The sequence below is a fragment of the Escherichia sp. WS1368 genome (assembly GCF_046487485.1).
GTDB lineage: Bacteria > Pseudomonadota > Gammaproteobacteria > Enterobacterales > Enterobacteriaceae > Escherichia > Escherichia coli.
Genome location: NZ_JBJQJI010000014.1, coordinates 32,951 through 52,712 on the forward strand (window position 1 = coordinate 32,951; position 19,762 = coordinate 52,712).

Below are 19,762 nucleotides of genomic sequence, written 5' to 3' on the forward strand. Positions count from 1 at the left end.
TCTTACCGGAGAGGGGATTTTTATTCATATAACAAAACATGTAGCTTGCCATATTTATATTTAAGGAATTGTTATGGGAAATAATTTGTTATCAGCAAAAGCGACGCTCCCTGTTTATGATCGTAATAACCTGGCCCCAAGAATTGTTCATTTAGGCTTTGGTGCATTTCACCGTGCGCATCAGGGCGTGTATGCCGATATTCTTGCTACGGAACATTTCAGTGACTGGGGATATTATGAGGTCAATTTAATCGGCGGTGAACAGCAAATTGCCGATTTACAACAGCAAGATAATCTTTATACCGTTGCGGAAATGTCGGCCGATGCGTGGACGGCTCGCGTCGTTGGCGTCGTTAAAAAAGCCTTGCACGTACAGATTGATGGCTTAGAAACCGTGTTGGCTGCGATGTGTGAACCACAAATCGCGATTGTCTCTCTGACAATCACCGAAAAAGGGTATTTCCACTCTCCGGCGACCGGACAGTTAATGCTCGATCACCCGATGGTCGTTGCCGACGTACAAAATCCCCACCAGCCGAAAACTGCAACAGGGGTGATTGTCGAAGCGCTGGCTCGCCGTAAAGCGGCAGGACTTCCCGCATTTACCGTCATGTCATGTGACAACATGCCAGAAAACGGTCATGTTATGCGTGACGTTGTCACTTCCTACGCGCAAGCTGTTGATGTAAAACTGGCACAATGGATCGAAGAAAACGTGACTTTCCCATCAACAATGGTGGACCGTATTGTGCCCGCAGTGACGGAGGATACGCTGGCGAAAATCGAACAACTTACCGGTGTGCGCGATCCTGCGGGCGTTGCCTGTGAACCTTTCCGCCAGTGGGTTATCGAAGATAACTTTGTTGCCGGACGTCCGGAATGGGAAAAAGCGGGAGCCGAACTGGTTAGTGATGTGCTGCCTTATGAAGAGATGAAGTTGCGCATGCTCAACGGCAGTCATTCATTCCTGGCGTATCTGGGGTATCTTGCCGGATATCAGCACATTAATGACTGCATGGAAGATGAACATTATCATCATGCAGCGTATGCCTTGATGTTGCAGGAACAAGCGCCGACGTTGAAAGTGCAGGGCGTTGATTTGCAAGATTACGCTAACCGATTGATTGAACGCTATAGCAACCCGGCGCTACGTCATCGAACCTGGCAGATTGCGATGGATGGCAGCCAGAAATTGCCACAGCGGATGTTAGATTCTGTTCGCTGGCATCTGGCGCATGACAGCAAGTTCGATCTGCTGGCGCTGGGCGTCGCAGGTTGGATGCGTTATGTGGGTGGTGTTGATGAACAGGGAAATCCGATAGAAATCAGTGACCCACTGTTACCTGTTATTCAGAAGGCTGTACAAAGTAGTGCCGAAGGGAAAGCGCGCGTCCAGTCATTGCTGGCGATTAAGGCGATCTTTGGTGATGATTTGCCAGACAATAGCTTGTTTACTGCAAAAGTGACGGAAGCGTACTTGTCTTTATTAGCGCATGGTGCAAAAGCGACCGTGGCGAAATATTCCGTGAAGTAAAAAAAGCAATGCCGCCATCGGCGGCATTCACACGCTTAGTTCATGCCGAGACGAATCAGGTCCAGAGGTGCCAGTTTCTCTTCACAACCTTCAACAACTACGGTTTTTCCGCGGCGGATTTGCTCAGCGGTCAGACCTTCAGTATCAATCGACAGGATCTTGCCAGTGTGACCGGTGCCGCTAACCATAACACGGCTGCCAGTGGTGATTGCGTTACGGTTACGATCGTAGGTCGTCATAGGTGTTTTCTCCTTTCTGATTTACAGTCGAAGCCCACGTAACGGGCGCAATATAAATACTCCTGTCGAGTGAAATATTTTTTGTTTTTGATCAAGCTCACATCTTTTTTGATGCATGCATGAGCCATATGACGGAGGGAAAAACTCTCATCCCGGATGGGATGAGAGGAAATGAATTACTCTTCGCTAAACCAGTCGCTGTTTTCCTGACGGATCTGGCGCACGGATTCGCTGATTTCCTGCAAATGTTGCGTCATTGCACGTTCTACCGCATCGCCATCACGTTTTTGCAGGGCAGAGAAAATCTCAAGATGCTGGCGTAACAGCATTTCTGGTGGAGAAACGTGGTCGAAACTCATATAGCGCACGCGATCAACGGTCGCTTTCAGGTTCTCAATGGTATCCCACGCCAGTTGACAGTCGGCAATCTGGGTCAGGAGTTGATGGAAGTTGTCATCAAGTTCAAAAAAATCATCCAGTTGCTTGCGCTCAATGGCAATGCGTTGCTGGTGAAGATTTTGTTCCAGTTGGTAGCACTGGCTTTCGGTAATCATGCTCGCCGCCCGACGCGCCACCGCGCACTCAATGGCCTGACGGATAAAACTGCCGTTGCGCACCTGGGCCATGGAAATTTTGTTGACGTAGCTGCCACGCTGCGGACGAATTTGGATCAGGCCGTTTTCCGCCAGTTTAATAAAGGCTTCACGAACCGGCTGGCGTGACACATTGAAACGAACAGAAACTTCTTTTTCCGACAACGGTGTGCCTGGTGCAATCAGGCAATGGACAATGTCGCGACGAAGGATACGATAAATTTGCTGATTGACAGGCTGTGTGGGATTAAGTTGCGTTTCGACGGTCATTCGTTCTTGCTTGTGAGTGAGTTAACTGCATGAGTCTACCACTTTTTTGTGACAAGCAATAACCCGGCAGTTACGCCGGGTATAAAAATTACTGACGGTGGACATTCAGTCCGGCATAGCTTTGGGTAACCGGCATCATTTCCAGGGTATTGATATTAACGTGAGCAGGCAGCGTTGACACCCACCAGACGGCTTCGCTGACATCTTCTGGCGTCAATGCAACGGTATTTTGATAGGTTTTTTCCGCTTTACCGTCATCGCCTTTAAAGCGGACATTGGAAAACTCGGTGCCACCCACCAGACCCGGTTCGATGTCGGTGACGCGCACCGCCGTACCATGCAGGTCCGTACGCAGATTCAGGCTAAACTGACGAACAAACGCTTTCGTCGCACCGTAAACGTTACCACCGGCATACGGCCAGCTGCCTGCCGTTGAGCCAATGTTAATAATATGACCATGATTACGTTCAACCATACCCGGTAAGACGGCGCGCGTCATATATACCAGGCCTTTGTTGTTGGTATCAATCATCGTTTCCCAGTCTTCAACGCTGGCTTTATGCGCAGGCTCCATGCCCAACGCCAGACCGGCATTATTTACCAGGATATCAATATTGCACCACTCGGCAGGAAGCGATGCCAGCATCTCTTCAATAGCGGCGCGGTTGCGAACGTCCAGTTGGGCGATATAAAGATTATCTCCCAGTTCGTCTTTTAACTCCTGCAACCGCTCCTGGCGACGGCCAGTGGCGATAACTTTATGCCCTTGTTGAATAAAACGACGAGTAATGCATTCACCAAAACCTGCCGTTGCTCCAGTTACTAAAACGATCATCTCACTGTTCCTCAACGCTTTTGTGTGTCAATAACATAGCACGGGATGCTTAAGAGCGGGTAATACTGGTTTGCAAGATTGCACTCCGTTATCAGTAAGCCTACGCTATGGAACACCTCGCGTTCAGGAGAAGAAAATGACAACAATGAATCCTTTCCTTGTGCAAAGCACACTGCCGTATCTGGCTCCCCATTTTGATCAAATTGCCAATCATCACTATCGCCCGGCATTCGATGAGGGAATGCTGCAAAAGCGGGCAGAAATTGCTGCCATCGCGCTTAACCCGCAAACGCCTGATTTCAACAATACTATTCTGGCACTGGAACAAAGCGGAGAATTACTTACCCGCGTTACCAGCGTCTTTTTTGCGATGACTGCGGCGCATACCAATGATGAATTACAGCGTCTTGATGAACAGTTTTCCGCTGAACTGGCGGAACTGGCTAATGATATCTATCTGAACGGTGAATTATTCGCGCGGGTAGATGCTGTCTGGCAGCGCCGAGAATCCCTGGGGCTTGATAGTGAATCCATCCGCCTGGTGGAGGTGATTCATCAACGTTTTGTCCTTGCCGGAGCCAAACTTGCGCAAGCTGATAAAGCAAAATTAAAAGTACTGAATACAGAAGCTGCGACCCTGACCAGCCAGTATAACCAGCGGTTACTGGCAGCAAATAAATCCGGCGGTCTGGTTGTGAACGATTTCGCGCAGCTGGCAGGAATGAGTGAGCAAGAGATTGCTCTGGCGGCAGAGGCGGCTCGCGAGAAAGGTCTGGATAACAAATGGCTGATTCCGTTGCTGAATACCACCCAACAACCGGCGCTTGCCGAAATGCGCGATCGTGCGACGCGTGAAAAACTGTTTATTGCGGGCTGGACGCGAGCGGAAAAAAATGATGCCAATGATACCCGCGCTATCATTCAACGTCTGGTGGAGATCCGTGCGCAGCAGGCGAAACTGCTTGGTTTCCCTCATTATGCCGCATGGAAAATCGCCGATCAGATGGCAAAAACGCCAGAAGCAGCACTCAACTTTATGCGGGAAATTGTTCCAGCGGCGCGTCAACGTGCGAGCGATGAATTAGCCTCCATACAGGCGGTTATTGATAAGCAGCAGGGCGGGTTTAGCGCGCAGCCGTGGGACTGGGCATTTTATGCCGAACAGGTACGGCGGGAGAAATTTGATCTTGATGAGGCGCAGCTCAAGCCATATTTTGAATTAAACACGGTGTTGAATGAAGGTGTATTCTGGACCGCGAATCAGCTCTTCGGTATTAAGTTTGTCGAACGTTTTGATATTCCTGTCTACCATCCTGACGTTCGGGTGTGGGAAATTTTTGATCATAATGGCGTGGGGCTGGCGTTATTTTACGGTGATTTCTTCGCCCGTGATTCAAAAAGCGGCGGTGCATGGATGGGCAATTTTGTTGAGCAATCAACGCTTAATGAAACGCACCCGGTAATTTATAACGTTTGCAATTATCAGAAACCCGCTGCCGGTGAGCCTGCGTTGTTACTCTGGGATGATGTAATAACCTTATTCCATGAATTTGGTCATACGCTGCACGGCCTTTTTGCCCGCCAGCGTTATGCCACGCTTTCCGGCACCAACACGCCGCGTGATTTTGTCGAATTTCCGTCGCAAATCAATGAACACTGGGCAACGCATCCGCAGGTATTCGCTCGCTACGCCCGGCATTATCAGAGCGGGGCAGCAATGCCTGACGAACTGCAACAGAAAATGCGTAATGCCAGCCTGTTCAACAAAGGGTATGAGATGAGCGAACTGCTTAGCGCCGCACTTCTCGATATGCGCTGGCATTGCCTGGAAGAAAACGAAGCAATGCAGGATGTCGATGATTTTGAATTGCGGGCGCTGGTGGCGGAAAATATGGATCTTCCTGCTATACCGCCACGCTATCGCAGCAGTTATTTCGCCCATATTTTTGGTGGCGGATATGCCGCAGGTTATTACGCTTATCTGTGGACGCAAATGTTGGCCGATGATGGTTACCAGTGGTTTGTTGAGCAGGGCGGATTAACGCGTGAAAATGGGCTGCGTTTTCGCGAGGCGATCCTTTCCAGAGGTAACAGCGAGGATCTGGAACGCCTGTATCGACAATGGCGCGGTAAGGCACCTCAGATTATGCCGATGCTGCAACATCGTGGCTTGAACGTATAAACACCACCAATGGCTGGCCTGGAGAAATCGCCAGGCCAGCCTGGTTAGAGTAGTAATTGCAGCAGCTGGGCGAGGGCAAACCTCACCGCTAATGCTAATACCGTTTCGCAGTCGCCAGCAAAATTACTTTTTTTGTATACCCTTCCGTTATAATAATTTTCAAATTTATAAATCTGATTGTTCTGAAATATGTTTAAGACTCTTTAATCTTCTTCTTACTTTAGTGAGTAAAACTCTCTGAATATTTGACAGCTAGTTGCCTGATTTTAAATGCCTTATAACAATTGGCAGTATTCTTATTTGTCAATTATAAAAATAGCAACCAGACTTAATAAGTCAAACCAAACGCAATTAAGGAGTCAGTATGAAATTTCAGGCCATTGTATTAGCAAGTTTTCTTGTCATGCCTTATGCGTTGGCAGATGACCAGGGCGGATTAAAACAGGATGCAGCGCCACCGCCGCCTCATGCAATAGAAGATGGCTATCGCGGAACCGATGATGCAAAAAAAATGACCGTTGATTTCGCAAAAAAAATGCACGATGGCGCTTCGGTTTCACTACGCGGTAATTTGATTTCTCACAAAGGAGAGGACCGTTACGTTTTTCGCGATAAGAGCGGTGAAATTAATGTCGTTATTCCTGCGGCCGTCTTTGATGGACGAGAAGTTCAGCCGGACCAGATGATCAACATTAGCGGCAGTCTGGATAAGAAAAGCGCGCCGGCCGTCGTTCGGGTCACTCATTTGCAGAAATAAAAATAAATTAGCCTGATGGCCTGAACTACTGGGCCATTAGGGTATTGGGTTATGCTATTTGTCATCCTTTTATTTACGATAATGCAGAGGTGATTTACAGAATTAAACACTTTTTTATCCGCTGATTTTGTTTTAAATCACAATGTTATCTCAGAGATGACTCATAACTTCGGATTTCTATGAAAATATTGACGTAATTTTGCTTTTCTCTCGTTAGAATAGCGCGCACAAGGAACTGTGAAAAAGGAGTGGCAATGATCAAGAAGACAACGGAAATTGATGCCATCTTGTTAAATCTCAATAAGGCTATCGATGCCCACTACCAGTGGCTGGTGAGTATGTTTCACAGCGTGGTCGCGAGAGATGCCAGTAAGCCAGAAATAACGGATAACCATTCTTATGGACTGTGCCAGTTTGGTCGGTGGATTGATCATCTGGGACCACTCGATAACGATGAATTACCTTACGTTCGGCTAATGGATTCTGCCCATCAACATATGCATAACTGTGGTCGGGAATTAATGTTGGCTATTGTTGAAAATCACTGGCAGGACGCGCATTTCGACGCCTTTCAGGAAGGGTTGCTTTCTTTTACTGCGGCATTAACCGATTACAAAATTTATTTGCTGACGATCCGTAGCAATATGGATGTTTTGACGGGATTGCCGGGTCGTCGGGTTCTTGATGAATCCTTTGATCATCAGTTACGCAACGCTGAGCCTCTGAATCTTTATTTAATGTTGTTGGATATTGACCGATTTAAATTGGTTAATGATACCTACGGGCATTTAATCGGCGATGTAGTATTACGCACCCTGGCAACTTACTTAGCCAGTTGGACGCGCGATTACGAAACGGTTTATCGCTACGGTGGCGAAGAATTTATCATTATTGTCAAAGCGGCTAATGATGAAGAAGCATGTCGTGCAGGTATCAGAATTTGCCAGTTAGTCGATAACCATGCCATCACACATTCTGAAGGGCATATCAACATTACCGTGACTGCAGGTGTGAGTCGCGCATTTCCTGAAGAGCCTCTGGATGTGGTCATTGGAAGAGCGGACCGGGCAATGTATGAGGGTAAGCAAACCGGAAGAAATCGCTGCATGTTTATTGACGAACAAAATGTGATTAACCGAGTTTCAGCTCCGTTTAACATTCATTGAGAAAACTGATGCTACTGTGTCAACGATCCGTTATCAGTGCAGGAAAATGCCTGTTAGCGTAAAAGCAAAACACAAATCTATCCATGCAAGCATTCACCGCCGGTTTACTGGCGGTTTTTTTTCGCCGTCATAAAAATCAGGCCCCTTGTACACAACTGTAACAAGGGGCCGGTTAGGTGAGGGATTATCTCCGTTCATTAGTCATCCCATTTGTGGCTGAAATACGCGGCCAGAAAACCAGAAAATAAAATTATTCCCAGTACGGCCATAAAAACATTCATATTACCCAGCATTATTTCCCTCCGTTTATGGTGTGGTGTGTTTCCTCGCTTACCTTAATTTTCATCTCAATGAGAAAGATATTAGCAGAGGTAACCTAAACGAAGGATGAATTAAATCTTTATTGTGTTCGACTTAAATCAACAAAGCGCGGGCTGCCCCCACGGTCTTGCACGAATTCCTTTTAACATCAGCACCCACGCAGCAATGATCACCAACGCTAAGATGATAAACAGCGAGAAAGGCGGCAGACTGGTAAGCACTATGCCACTCACTAATGGGTTAATCGCCGCACCAAGCCAGCCTAAAGACTGAGCGGAAAAATAGCTGGCTTTCATTCCTGGCGGCGCAATATGGTCAATCAACATATACTCGCCCGGCGCATAAATGATTTCACCGACAGTAAATACCGCAGCTGACATACCCCACAATAGCAGGCTGTTGCCGGAAAAAATAAAACCAACCAGACCGATGACGAAACAGAGGGTGCCTGCTGTCATCAGCGCGCGGATGTTAGCCGGGTTAAGTCGGCGTCCCACGGAATATTGCAACGTAACTACCATGGCAGCATTAACCGGAAGAACAACCGCAACCACCTTTTCGGCAAAATCACCATCAGCAATCACCATCACATATTGTGAAATGCATGAAGCAAATGCGCCGCTAACAAAGGAAGCCAGAAAACCAGAGCAGGTAAACCACAACAGTGCTTTATCTTGTAATAAAACTTTCGGCGTCCAGACACTGACTGTTTCCGTGGCGATGATTTTCTCGCTGCGCTTTACCCAAATTTGAATGAAAAGCATGGGAAACGCGGAACAGATAGCTGCCAGCCAAAAGGGCAGATTGATGCTCTGCATCACCAACAGCGTGCCGAGCGGCGGACCGATGGTCCAGCCAATGTTGAGCATGGTGTAGTTGATTGAGAAGATTTTCGTTTTGCTGGTGGAGGAAAGATTGTCGGCAAACCAGGCTTTCAACACGGTAGCAAAAACGGAATAGGCGCAGTTAATGAGGGCAAAAAAGAGCACCACCAGCGTCACGTTATTCACTAAAGGAATGGCAATAAAACCGCTGGCGAAGGCGGTAATTGCCAGTAACATATAGCGTTTCTTGTCGAACTTATCCGCCAGGATACCAAAACCGAGACTAAAAACGACGCCAATAGTGAGCGCAATTGTCATCGCATAACCGATTAGATCGACACTCAGGCTGTACTGGCGACTCAAGTAAATGGTCATAAACGGCAGCGTAGCGCCGCGTCCGATGGTTAATAACAACGACGAGGCAAGAAGGGCGCTGGTAGAGCGTCGTAGGGATAAGTTCATTTGTCTGTCCGGCAGTGCGTTTCGTTATGTTTTGTTTTAGAGATGTAAAGAAATAGCATGGCAAAAATCCGAAGTATAGCGACTTATTTGCGCATTAATGCCGTCGTAAACGGTGACTAACGAATCAACTGTTAAAGAAAAGTAAATTCAGCTAAGTTGATTGCTTACAAAAGATGAAATTCAGAGGCGGTAGAATGTCGCGAAAAGATGGGGTGTTGGCGCTACTGGTAGTGGTCGTATGGGGGCTAAATTTTGTGGTCATCAAAGTGGGGCTTCATAACATGCCACCGCTGATGTTGGCCGGTTTGCGCTTTATGCTGGTTGCTTTTCCGGCTATCTTTTTTGTCGCACGACCGAAAGTACCGCTGAATTTGCTGCTGGGGTATGGATTAACCATCAGTTTTGCGCAGTTTGCTTTTCTTTTTTGTGCCATTAACTTCGGTATGCCTGCTGGACTGGCTTCGCTGGTGTTACAGGCACAGGCGTTTTTTACTATCGTGCTTGGCGCGTTTACTTTCGGTGAGCGACTGCATGGCAAACAATTGGCGGGGATCGCCTTAGCGATTTTTGGCGTACTGGTGTTAATCGAAGATAGTCTGAACGGTCAGCATGTGGCGATGCTCGGCTTTATGTTGACCCTGGCGGCAGCATTTAGTTGGGCGTGTGGCAACATCTTCAATAAAAAGATCATGTCGCACTCAACGCGTCCGGCGGTGATGTCGCTGGTAATCTGGAGCGCTTTAATCCCAATCATTCCCTTCTTTGTTGCCTCGCTGATTCTCGATGGTTCCGCAACCATGATTCACAGTCTGGTTACTATCGATATGACCACCATCTTGTCTCTGATGTATCTGGCGTTTGTGGCGACAATTGTTGGTTATGGGATCTGGGGGACGTTACTGGGACGCTATGAAACCTGGCGGGTTGCACCGTTATCGTTACTGGTGCCCGTAGTAGGACTGGCAAGTGCGGCACTATTGTTGGATGAACGCTTAACGGGTCTACAATTTTTCGGGGCGGTGCTCATTATGACCGGGCTGTATATCAATGTATTTGGCTTGCGGTGGCGTAAAGCGGTAAAGGTTAGAGGCTAAACCATACGCACAGAATGTGATGTCAGCACTCTGTGCGTCTGCTTTTATCGCGGGAAAAAGTACTTTACCTGGAACTCGAAAATATTGCTGTAAAGTAACGAATAATCCAGCGGAATAGAGTTACTGTCCACAGCCTGGGTCTGAATTTTAAGTATGGGATCCCGTGGGCTGATCCGTAAAATACTGGCGATTTCTGGGGTAGGAAAAGTAGGGGAGAAAGTTTCAAAGGTGCCAATGATTTTGATCCCGCATTCGTTCTCAATATACGAAAATTTGGATTTTTGCATATGTGCTACGGTTAAATCAGGAAAACGTGCCACTGACATCCACGTTTCTTCTAATTGTGCTGCATTATCCTCAATGAATCGCAGTCTCTTTATGTAATAAACCTGCTCACCAGTCACTAAATTCAGCTCAGTCGCAATAGGGGGAGAAGCATCCTGCACTTCAAATTTCATAATCTGACTTCCTGCCTCCTTGCCGCTTTTATGCGCAATTTCACTGAAGCTGTTCATGTGATCAATGTGTGCAACAAAATTCTTTTTTTGAATATATGTTCCTGAACCATGCTTTCTATGAATAATTCCTTCGCCTTCCAGCAAGGATAATGCCTTACGCAGGGTATTACGCGAAACATTATAACGAACAGCGAGTTCAGCTTCTGACGGCAACAAATCACCAACATGCCATGAATAGCCATTGATCTCGGATTTAAGTAAGCGGGCAATCTTTTGAAAAATCACTTTTGCACCTTTTAAGAGCCATTGAAAACAAGGAGTTGAGTCCTGATTGGTTTATCGTATGGTCGAGTCGTTTAATTATCACCCTGATGTTGAACAACTTTAGTGCTGTATTACTGTGATCAATGTACCAGGACGTATAGCTACTGCGGGATATGATATTTACACAATGTAATCTGTTATATACCAGTAAGGGAAAATATGAAAAAGATATTGTTAGTTTGCGCTGCGGGCATGTCAACCAGTATGCTGGTTAAACGTATGATTGATCATGCTAACGCTATTTCACTTGAAGTTAATATTTCCGCATTGGCGATTGCAGAGGCTAAAGGGAAAATTAAAAATAACGAAGTTGACGTTGTTTTACTTGGCCCGCAAGTTCGCTTTCAGAAACCAGAGATTGAAGCTGTTGCACAGGGGAAAATGCCTGTAGCTGTTATCGAGATGAAAGACTATGGCACCATGAACGGACAGGCAGTTCTTGAATTTGCGATGAAACTACTGCAAGAGTAAGAATCTAATATTATTAAACTATTACCTGAACTAACTTTTCACACATCATAAAATGGATATGGCATACATGCTTTATTGGGATGTATAAATATCCAGAACAACAGGTATAAAAAATGGGATTAATGACCTCATTCGAACGTGGAATGGAACGTTTTCTTGTTCCAGTTGCTATCAAGTTAAACTCACAAAAACATGTTGCAGCGGTGAGAGATGGATTCGTTTTTACGTTTCCAATTATCATGGCAAGCTCATTAATTATATTAATTAACTTTGCCATATTATCGCCCGACGGCTTTATTGCCGGGCTGCTGCATCTGAACCGCGTTTTCCCCAACCTTGAAAAAGCACAAGCTATTTTTACTCCGGTAATGAATGGCTCTGTAAATATCATGTCAATTATGATTGCTTTCCTGGTCGCCAGAAATATGGCGATTAGCTATGAGCAAGATGATCTTTTATGCGGATTAACGGCAATAGGAGCATTTTTTATTGTTTATACGCCATATCAGATGATAGATGGGCAAGCATTCCTGACGACCAAATATCTCGGCGCACAGGGGGTGTTTGTTGCTGTTATCGTTGCATTAATCACCAGTGAAATATTTTGTCGCTTAGCTCGAAACCCAAAAATCACCATAACGATGCCGGCAGCTGTACCTCCTGCGGTATCGCGTTCATTTAAAGTTTTATTGCCAATATTTTTTGTCATGGTGTTCTTTTCCGCACTTAATTATTGCCTGACACTGATATCCCCGGCAGGATTAAACGATCTCATTTACACATTAATCCAGACGCCGCTCAAACATATGGGAACGAATATCTTTGCGGTAATTATCCTGGGGGCTGTGGGTAATTTCCTGTGGGTGCTGGGGATCCACGGACCTAATACCACCTCGGCAATTCGAGAAACTGTTTTTTCTGAGGCTAATCTGGAGAATCTCTCCTGGGCCGCTCAACACGGCACTACCTGGGGCGCGCCATATCCGATTACCTGGACTTCTATTAATGATGCATTCGCCAACTGCGGCGGTTCAGGTATGACGTTGGGGTTATTGTTGGCTATTTTTATCGCGTCTAAGCGTGCGGAATACCGTGATCTGGCAAAAATGTCGTTTATCCCCGGTATTTTCAATATCAATGAACCGATAATGTTCGGCCTTCCTATTGTACTTAACCCCATCATGATGGTGCCGTTTATTCTGGTTCCCATTGTTAACTGTGCCATTGGTTACTTCTTTGTTTCGATGGAAATTATTCCACCGGTTGCTTATGCCGTGCCCTGGACTACGCCCGGACCTTTAATTGCTTTCCTCGGAACCGGGGGAAACTGGTTGGCGTTACTGGTGGGTTTTTTATGTTTAGGTGTGGCGACAATGATCTATTTACCTTTTGTTATTGCCGCCAACAAGGTCAATAACATGACAACTAACGGATAATCCCATTTACACAGGAAGGAGATGTTGATGTTTGCAGATGAAGAACTTGTTATGGAGTTACTGATCAACGCGGGACAGGCACGTTCTGATGCGATGGAAGCCATACGTTGTGCCGGGCAAAAAGACTGGCAGGGCGCAACTCAGCTAATGGCCAGTTCGGAATTAGCCTGTCTTCAGGCACATAAGATTCAGACCGCGTTAATTAGTCAGGATGAAGGTTGTGGCAAAATAGAAGTTAATTTAATTCTGGTTCATGCACAGGATCATTTGATGAATGCAATATTATGCCAGGATTTAGCCAGGGAAATTATTTCATTAAGAAAAGAGCTCCATGCCTGATTTTTTCCTCCAGTGCGATAGCTGGAGGAAATTATTACACTCTTAAGGATAAGTCATGAATATAAAGACGATTAACGTCAGCCTTTTGTCTTTTTCTATTATTACAGCATTGTTTCCGTTGAACGCGTTGGCAACAAAATTAACCATTGAGCAGCGCCTTGAACTGCTTGAAAATGAATTGTCGCAAAATAAACAAGAGCTGAGAGCAACACAGAATGAACTGGGGGTATATAAATCCCGACTTTCGACCTTACAAAAAAGTATTACGGAAAATAAATACAAATCAGCCTCACTTGCTGAAATATCAGCGACATCTCCCGTCGCTGATAACATCAAAAATGAAAACGGTGAACAGAACTCGTCTGCCGCAGCGCATACTATAAATGGATCGCAGCAAGTTGCCGTTATTGAAAGTAAAGGCGACAAAACCACTATCGAAAGCGTGACCCTGAAAGATATCAGTAAATATATAAAGGATGATATTGGGTTCAGCTATCAGGGGTACTTCCGCTCAGGCTGGGGTACCGGAAATCATGGCTCACCACAAACTTATGCAGCGGGTTCTCTGGGACGTTTTGGTAACGAGATGAGCGGTTGGTTTGACTTAACCTTAAATCAGCGTGTTTATAATCAGGACGGTAAAACGGCAAATGCGGTCGTTACCTATGATGGCAACGTAGGTGAGCAGTATAACGATGCCTGGTTTGGTGACAGTGCCAATGAAAATATCATGCAGTTCAGTGATATTTATCTGACAACGCGAGGTTTTTTACCCTTCGCGCCAGAGGCAGACTTCTGGGTAGGCAAACATAAACTCCCGCAATATGAGATCCAAATGCTGGACTGGAAAACCTTAACCACGGATGTCGCTGCGGGTGTGGGGATTGAAAACTGGGCACTTGGTGTAGGGCTGTTTGATATGTCCTTAAGCCGTGATGATGTCGATGTTTACTCTCGTGATTTTACGCGTACCAGTCAGATGAATACCAATTCTGTGGATGTTCGTTATCGCAATATCCCGTTATGGGATGATGCAACATTATCATTAATGGCTAAATATTCCGCACCAAATAAAACGGATCAACAACAAGATAATGAAAATGACGACAGTTATTTTGAAATGAAAGATAGCTGGATGCTGACTTCTGTTTTACGGCAAAACCTGCAACGCGATACGTTTAATGAATTTACGTTACAGGTTGCCAATAATTCCTATGCCAGCAGTTTTGCCAGTTTCTCAGATGCCAGTAACACGATGGCGCATGGTCGCTATTACTATGGTGACCATACCAATGGGATCGCCTGGCGTTTAATCTCTCAGGGCGAGATGTATCTTACTGACAATATTATTATGGCTAACGCGCTTGTCTATTCTCATGGCGAAGATGTTTATAGTTATGAAAGTGGCGCTCATAGTGATTTTGACAGTATTCGCACCGTAGTAAGACCGGCCTGGATCTGGAATACATGGAATCAGACGGGGCTTGAATTAGGCTGGTTTAAGCAACAGAACAAAACACAGCAGGGTGTAACACTAAATGAATCGGCTTATAAAACGACACTCTGGCATGCATTGAAAGTGGGTGAAAGCATTTTAGGTTCACGACCAGAAATTCGCTTCTATGGAACGTATATCAATATTCTGGATAACGAATTATCGAATTTTAAGTTTAATGAGAACAGCAAAGACGAGTTTATGGCCGGCATCCAGGCGGAAGTCTGGTGGTAATCTATTTTAGTTAAGGAGTTGTGTATGTCAGGATTTAAAAAAGGTTTTTTATGGGGCGGCGCGGTAGCCGCGCATCAGTTGGAAGGTGGCTGGAATGAAGGAGGAAAAGGCATCAGTATCGCTGATGTGATGACTGCTGGCGCTCACGGTGTGCCGCGTGAAGTGACAGAAGGCGTTATCGACGGACTTAATTATCCCAATCATGAAGCAATTGATTTTTATCATCGCTATAAAACAGATATTCAGTTATTTGCCGAGATGGGATTCAAATGCTTTCGAACTTCCATTGCCTGGACACGAATCTTTCCGCAAGGTGACGAACAGGAGCCGAATGAAGAGGGTTTAAAATTTTATGATGATCTGTTCGATGAATGCCTGAAGCAGGGAATGGAACCTGTGGTGACGCTTTCGCATTTTGAGATGCCTTATCATCTGGTGACAAAATATGGTGGCTGGCGAAACCGTAAACTGATCGACTTTTTCATCCGCTTCGCATCAACGGTCTTCACGCGCTATAAAGAAAAAGTAAAGTACTGGATGACGTTTAACGAAATCAATAATCAGGTGAATTTCAGCGAAAGCCTGTGTCCGTTTACTAATTCCGGTATCTTGTATTCGCCAGAGGAAGATATCAATGAGCGCGAACAAATAATGTACCAGGCGGTACATTACGAGTTAGTTGCCAGTGCCCTGGCAGTACAGACTGGTAAATCGATCAATCCTGAATTTAATATCGGCTGTATGATCGCCATGTGCCCCATCTATCCTCTGACTTGTGCACCCAACGATATGATGATGGCCACGAAAGCGATGCATCGTCGTTACTGGTTTACTGATGTTCATGCGCGTGGATATTATCCGCAACATATGCTGAATTACTTTGCCAGGAAAGGATTCAACCTCGATATCACACCAGAAGATAATGCGATTCTTGCCAGAGGTTGTGTCGACTTTATCGGCTTTAGCTACTACATGTCTTTTACTACGCAATTTTCGCCAGATAACCCGCAACTGAATTATGTTGAACCACGAGATTTGGTCAGCAACCCTTATATCGATACATCCGAATGGGGATGGCAAATTGATCCGGCAGGGCTACGTTATTCACTCAACTGGTTCTGGGATCATTTCCAGTTGCCGCTGTTTATTGTCGAAAATGGATTTGGTGCGGTTGACCAGAGACAAGCTGACGGCACGGTGAACGATCACTATCGCATTGATTACTTTGCTTCCCATATTCGGGAAATGAAAAAAGCCGTAGTCGAAGATGGTGTTGACTTAATTGGCTACACCCCATGGGGCTGTATTGACCTGGTTTCTGCCGGAACAGGGGAAATGAAAAAGCGCTACGGAATGATTTACGTCGATAAAGACAACGAAGGGAAGGGAACCCTGGAACGGATACGTAAAGCGTCGTTTTACTGGTATAGGGATCTCATCGCCAACAATGGCGAAAATATTTGAGACTTCAGGAAGATATTACGGAGATATCAGGCTCTGTGATCAGAGCCTGACAATAACTACATAGCGTGTTGATTATAATAGGGCACGCCGAGCGCATCCGACTTATCACTGCCAGTACCCATGTGATTTAAATCAAACGGTGGTTGTTCCTGCGATGGGGGAACAACCACGACATTGGCACAGGAAGTAACAACCGGCTGCGTGGTTTGTTCCGCAATGCCCTGCGTGGAAAAGAGAATAAACGCAGCTGCTATTGCGGATAAAAGTGGTTTCATGATTGCCTCAGTGACGTTGTCACGTTATCAACTAGCTGTTGTAATGATTTAATGGATGTAAAAAGCGCGATTCGCCCTGCATATTGGTCATCCGGTATTTATGTGGCGGAACATCAAAGTAATTTTTGAAGGTTCGGGTCAGAGTTTGTTGCGACTCGAAGCCATATCGTTCTGCCAGATAGAGTATCGGCTCGTTACTTTCCTTCAGCTTTTGCGCGATTTCCGTCATCTTACGGCTGCGGATGTATTGGCCTAATGAATGACCGGTTTCTTTTTTAAACATCCGTTGCAGGTGCCATTTAGAGTAACCCGAACGCTCTGACACTTTCTCCAGTGACAGTGGCGATTCCAGGTTGTCCTCGATCCAGTCCAAAATGCTATGAATGGTAATAGCGTCAGTATTGCGTCTGGACATCGTCATACCTCTTTTTTTGTTTACGGCAGGACTTTCTTAAGCAAATGCTCAAGTGTTGCCACTTCGTCCGCCGTCAGGTTTTTTGTTAATTCTTGATGCAGGTCCTGGCCAACTAATTGATGGCATTGTTCACATATTGCCGCGCCGCTGGTGGTAAGTTTTACCAGTACGCCGCGCTTGTCATTCGGGTTCGGCAACCTTTCCACCCAGCCTTTACAGACCAGGCGATCCAGCATACGGGTCAGCGCCCCCAGGTCGACCGATAACACTCTTTTCAGTTCAACCGGAGTAATACACGCCGCGCAGCGGATAGAGCAGAGCACCTTAAACTGTGCCGCGGTAATATCCAGCGGAGACAGATACTCGTTAAGCAGGCGATCTTTCTTCTGATTAACCATATGGATTAAGCGACCCAATGGAATAATTTCATTGAACAGATCGCTGGTACTTTTCACATTAGTTGCCCTGGCAAGTAATTAGTTGCAGGGGATAATATTGCCCAGGCAAGTATAAGTCAAATGAATGAATTGACCGATGCCACGTTTTGCTAAATCGGTTCAAGTTTTGGTCAGTGCGATGCAAGGCTAGCTAAAGAGTGACACTTTATCGTTGTTTACCCCTTATACTTTTCGCTGATAACCCAGATACACAGGATAACAACCACCAATGTTAGATTTATTTAAAGCAATTGGCCTGGGGCTGGTGGTGTTACTACCGTTAGCTAACCCATTAACAACTGTCGCGTTATTTCTTGGCCTGGCAGGCAACATGAACAGTGCCGAACGTAATCGTCAGTCGTTGATGGCCTCGGTGTACGTCTTTGCCATCATGATGGTGGCGTATTACGCCGGGCAACTGGTGATGGATACATTTGGCATTTCGATTCCCGGTCTGCGAATTGCAGGCGGCTTAATCGTCGCGTTTATCGGTTTTCGGATGCTCTTTCCGCAACAGAAAGCAATTGATTCACCGGAAGCGAAAAGCAAGTCGGAAGAGCTGGAAGATGAACCCAGCGCCAATATTGCTTTTGTACCACTGGCAATGCCAAGTACCGCCGGTCCGGGAACCATAGCGATGATTATTAGCTCGGCGTCCACAGTGCGTCAGAGTTCAACCTTTGCTGATTGGGTACTGATGGTTGCGCCGCCGCTGATCTTTTTCCTGGTGGCGGTTATTTTGTGGGGAAGTCTACGCAGCTCTGGCGCAATTATGCGGCTGGTGGGTAAGGGGGGCATTGAAGCGATCTCCCGTCTGATGGGATTCCTGCTGGTATGTATGGGGGTGCAGTTTATTATTAACGGCATCCTGGAAATCATTAAAACGTACCACTAAAAAAGGCCCGAATGGGCCTTTCAACTATTGCGTCTGTTCTTCGAGTGTCACTGGCCAGCGGCGGAAAATGATGATTGACCATATTAACGCGGCAAAAGCAGGCACCGCGCCCACATAACCAATCATCGACATTGACCAGTGCAGACTGACCTGATTACCTACCAACGCACCCGCGCCGATTCCAATATTAAATATCCCGGAGAATAGCGCCATCGCGACGTCGGTGGCATCTGGTGCCAGCGCCAGCACTTTAACCTGCATACCAAGCCCGATGATCATCATCGCGATCCCCCAGAAAATACTTAGCACCCCGAGGTGTATTTCACTGTTCGCCGCAGGTAGCAGCAGTGCGAGGCACACCAGCAACAACGCAATCGCCGTACTCACCAACGCAGACGCATACTGATTACCCAGTTTACCGAAAATCACGCTGCCAATAATGCCCGCACCACCGAGTAATAACAGTAATGCCGTGGCAAAGTTGGCGCTGAATCCCGCAATGTTTTGCACAAAAGGCTCGATATAGCTGTATGCCGTGTAATGGGCGGTGACAACCACCACAGTTAACAAATAAATGCTCATTAATGCCGGGCGGCGGAACAATAGCGGGAGGCTTTTCAATGAACCGGAATGCTCACTGGGCAGCAAGGGAAGTAACTTAATCAGGCACAAAAGGGTAATAAACGCCCCGATACCAATCGCGAAGAAGGTCATTCGCCAGCCAAAATACTGCCCCACAATGCGCCCGAGAGGTAAACCTAATACCATCGCCAGTGCAGTACCGGTGGCAATTAAACTCAATGCCTGTGCTCGCTTCCCGGCCGGAGCCATACGGATCGCCAGAGACGCCGTAATCGACCAGAAAATCGCATGTGCAAAAGCCACACCAATGCGACTGATCACCAGAACGGTAAAACTCCACGATAAAAACGACAGTACGTGGCTGGCAATAAACACCACAAACAGGCAGATCAGTAATTTGCGCCGTTCAACCTGGCTGGTCATTAACATAAAAGGCAATGACATTAGCGCTACTACCCATGCGTAAATGGTCAACATAATGCCGACCTGAGCGGTTTGCATGTGAAAACTTTGCGCAATGTCAGAGAGCAGGCCAACTGGGACAAATTCGGTGGTGTTGAAGATGAAGGCGGCGACTGCCAGCGTAACGACCCGTAGCCACGCCACTTTGCGGGAAACAGTGTTTGTTGTCATAACAGATTATCGGGTGAGTTGCGAAAA

22 protein-coding genes and 1 pseudogene are annotated in these 19,762 nt (G+C 46.3%); 11 read left to right on the top strand and 12 right to left on the bottom strand.

Going from position 1 to position 19,762, the window contains the following annotated elements:
* Positions 1 to 73 precede the first annotated feature (73 nt).
* Positions 74 to 1,534, top strand: coding sequence for a mannitol dehydrogenase family protein (locus ACJHYD_RS19450; protein WP_001551142.1), 1,461 nt, complete (start codon positions 74 to 76; stop codon positions 1,532 to 1,534).
* Positions 1,535 to 1,569: 35 nt separating this feature from the next.
* Here ACJHYD_RS19450 and ydfZ read toward each other — a convergent pair whose 3' ends face one another.
* From ydfZ to ydfG, 3 genes are all read right to left on the bottom strand, one after another.
* Positions 1,570 to 1,773: a putative selenium delivery protein YdfZ gene (gene ydfZ / locus ACJHYD_RS19455; protein WP_000214712.1), complete on the bottom strand. Its 204-nt coding sequence runs from the start codon at positions 1,771 to 1,773 to the stop codon at positions 1,570 to 1,572.
* Between the two features lie 176 nt (positions 1,774 to 1,949).
* Positions 1,950 to 2,636: a DNA-binding transcriptional regulator rspR gene (gene rspR / locus ACJHYD_RS19460; protein ID WP_000215553.1), complete on the bottom strand. Its 687-nt coding sequence runs from the start codon at positions 2,634 to 2,636 to the stop codon at positions 1,950 to 1,952.
* Positions 2,637 to 2,724: 88 nt separating this feature from the next.
* Positions 2,725 to 3,471, bottom strand: coding sequence for a bifunctional NADP-dependent 3-hydroxy acid dehydrogenase/3-hydroxypropionate dehydrogenase YdfG (gene ydfG / locus ACJHYD_RS19465; protein ID WP_000636571.1), 747 nt, complete (start codon positions 3,469 to 3,471; stop codon positions 2,725 to 2,727).
* Positions 3,472 to 3,607: 136 nt separating this feature from the next.
* Between ydfG and dcp the strand changes: the two genes are divergently transcribed.
* On the top strand, positions 3,608 to 5,653 hold the full coding sequence (dcp, locus tag ACJHYD_RS19470) for a peptidyl-dipeptidase Dcp (protein ID WP_001445708.1): 2,046 nt from the start codon (positions 3,608 to 3,610) through the stop codon (positions 5,651 to 5,653).
* Between the two features lie 44 nt (positions 5,654 to 5,697).
* Here dcp and ACJHYD_RS19475 read toward each other — a convergent pair.
* Positions 5,698 to 5,778: pseudogene (locus ACJHYD_RS19475) on the bottom strand (hypothetical protein); the annotation flags it as partial.
* A 239-nt stretch (positions 5,779 to 6,017) separates the two neighbouring features.
* Here ACJHYD_RS19475 and ydeI point away from each other — a divergent pair.
* Positions 6,018 to 6,410: a YdeI family stress tolerance OB fold protein gene (gene ydeI, locus ACJHYD_RS19480; protein WP_000671729.1), complete on the top strand. Its 393-nt coding sequence runs from the start codon at positions 6,018 to 6,020 to the stop codon at positions 6,408 to 6,410.
* Positions 6,411 to 6,664: 254 nt separating this feature from the next.
* Positions 6,665 to 7,576, top strand: a complete 912-nt coding sequence (gene dgcZ, locus ACJHYD_RS19485) for a diguanylate cyclase DgcZ (protein ID WP_000592809.1) — start codon at positions 6,665 to 6,667, stop codon at positions 7,574 to 7,576.
* Between the two features lie 93 nt (positions 7,577 to 7,669).
* Here the strand turns inward: dgcZ and mgtT are convergent, their stop codons facing one another.
* The 3 genes from mgtT to ydeE form a co-directional block, all read right to left on the bottom strand.
* Entirely contained in the window at positions 7,670 to 7,774 is a 105-nt protein-coding gene (gene mgtT / locus ACJHYD_RS19490; protein WP_211180496.1) for a protein MgtT, read from the bottom strand.
* On the bottom strand, positions 7,774 to 7,869 hold the full coding sequence (mgtS, locus tag ACJHYD_RS19495) for a protein MgtS (RefSeq protein ID WP_000901367.1): 96 nt from the start codon (positions 7,867 to 7,869) through the stop codon (positions 7,774 to 7,776). The genes mgtT and mgtS overlap by 1 nt, the downstream gene beginning before the upstream one ends.
* 126 nt (positions 7,870 to 7,995) lie before the next feature.
* The gene (ydeE, locus tag ACJHYD_RS19500; protein ID WP_001551141.1) at positions 7,996 to 9,183 is read right to left on the bottom strand and encodes an efflux MFS transporter YdeE; all 1,188 of its coding nucleotides are present in this window, start codon (positions 9,181 to 9,183) and stop codon (positions 7,996 to 7,998) included.
* A gap of 194 nt (positions 9,184 to 9,377) precedes the next feature.
* Here ydeE and eamA point away from each other — a divergent pair, with 194 nt between their 5' ends.
* The gene (gene eamA / locus ACJHYD_RS19505; RefSeq protein ID WP_000087220.1) at positions 9,378 to 10,277 is read left to right on the top strand and encodes an O-acetylserine/cysteine exporter; all 900 of its coding nucleotides are present in this window, start codon (positions 9,378 to 9,380) and stop codon (positions 10,275 to 10,277) included.
* 44 nt (positions 10,278 to 10,321) lie between these two features.
* On the opposite strand, the gene ACJHYD_RS19510 is transcribed toward eamA, so the two are convergent.
* On the bottom strand, positions 10,322 to 11,020 hold the full coding sequence (locus ACJHYD_RS19510; RefSeq protein WP_000577190.1) for a GntR family transcriptional regulator: 699 nt from the start codon (positions 11,018 to 11,020) through the stop codon (positions 10,322 to 10,324).
* Positions 11,021 to 11,218: 198 nt separating this feature from the next.
* Here ACJHYD_RS19510 and ACJHYD_RS19515 point away from each other — a divergent pair, with 198 nt between their 5' ends.
* The 5 genes from ACJHYD_RS19515 (at position 11,219) to ACJHYD_RS19535 (ending at position 16,498) form a co-directional block, all read left to right on the top strand.
* Positions 11,219 to 11,530, top strand: coding sequence for a PTS sugar transporter subunit IIB (locus tag ACJHYD_RS19515; RefSeq protein ID WP_000722571.1), 312 nt, complete (start codon positions 11,219 to 11,221; stop codon positions 11,528 to 11,530).
* A 113-nt stretch (positions 11,531 to 11,643) separates the two neighbouring features.
* Complete coding sequence (locus ACJHYD_RS19520; protein ID WP_001551140.1) at positions 11,644 to 12,966, top strand: PTS sugar transporter subunit IIC; 1,323 nt, start codon at positions 11,644 to 11,646, stop codon at positions 12,964 to 12,966.
* A 27-nt stretch (positions 12,967 to 12,993) separates the two neighbouring features.
* A complete protein-coding gene (locus tag ACJHYD_RS19525) occupies positions 12,994 to 13,305 on the top strand; it encodes a PTS lactose/cellobiose transporter subunit IIA (protein ID WP_001314746.1) in 312 nt (103 codons plus the stop codon).
* Between the two features lie 55 nt (positions 13,306 to 13,360).
* Positions 13,361 to 15,034 carry a carbohydrate porin gene (locus ACJHYD_RS19530; protein ID WP_001022717.1) on the top strand — a complete coding sequence of 558 codons (1,674 nt, stop codon included), beginning with the start codon at positions 13,361 to 13,363 and terminating at the stop codon, positions 15,032 to 15,034.
* A gap of 24 nt (positions 15,035 to 15,058) precedes the next feature.
* Positions 15,059 to 16,498, top strand: a complete 1,440-nt coding sequence (locus tag ACJHYD_RS19535; RefSeq protein ID WP_000012603.1) for a 6-phospho-beta-glucosidase — start codon at positions 15,059 to 15,061, stop codon at positions 16,496 to 16,498.
* A 56-nt stretch (positions 16,499 to 16,554) separates the two neighbouring features.
* Here the strand turns inward: ACJHYD_RS19535 and marB are convergent, their stop codons facing one another.
* From marB to marR, 3 genes are read right to left on the bottom strand one after another with little or no spacing between them, the layout of a single operon-like run.
* Complete coding sequence (gene marB / locus ACJHYD_RS19540; protein WP_000803518.1) at positions 16,555 to 16,773, bottom strand: multiple antibiotic resistance protein MarB; 219 nt, start codon at positions 16,771 to 16,773, stop codon at positions 16,555 to 16,557.
* Positions 16,774 to 16,804: 31 nt separating this feature from the next.
* Complete coding sequence (gene marA, locus ACJHYD_RS19545) at positions 16,805 to 17,188, bottom strand: MDR efflux pump AcrAB transcriptional activator MarA (RefSeq protein WP_000091199.1); 384 nt, start codon at positions 17,186 to 17,188, stop codon at positions 16,805 to 16,807.
* Positions 17,189 to 17,208: 20 nt separating this feature from the next.
* Positions 17,209 to 17,643 (bottom strand): multiple antibiotic resistance transcriptional regulator MarR, encoded by a 435-nt coding sequence (gene marR, locus ACJHYD_RS19550; RefSeq protein WP_000843422.1) that lies wholly within the window; start codon positions 17,641 to 17,643, stop codon positions 17,209 to 17,211.
* A 211-nt stretch (positions 17,644 to 17,854) separates the two neighbouring features.
* Between marR and marC the strand changes: the two genes are divergently transcribed.
* Positions 17,855 to 18,520, top strand: coding sequence for an NAAT family transporter MarC (marC, locus tag ACJHYD_RS19555; RefSeq protein ID WP_000885033.1), 666 nt, complete (start codon positions 17,855 to 17,857; stop codon positions 18,518 to 18,520).
* A 24-nt stretch (positions 18,521 to 18,544) separates the two neighbouring features.
* Here the strand turns inward: marC and ydeA are convergent, their stop codons facing one another.
* On the bottom strand, positions 18,545 to 19,735 hold the full coding sequence (gene ydeA, locus ACJHYD_RS19560) for an L-arabinose MFS transporter (RefSeq protein WP_000210785.1): 1,191 nt from the start codon (positions 19,733 to 19,735) through the stop codon (positions 18,545 to 18,547).
* Between the last annotated feature and the right edge of the window lie 27 nt (positions 19,736 to 19,762).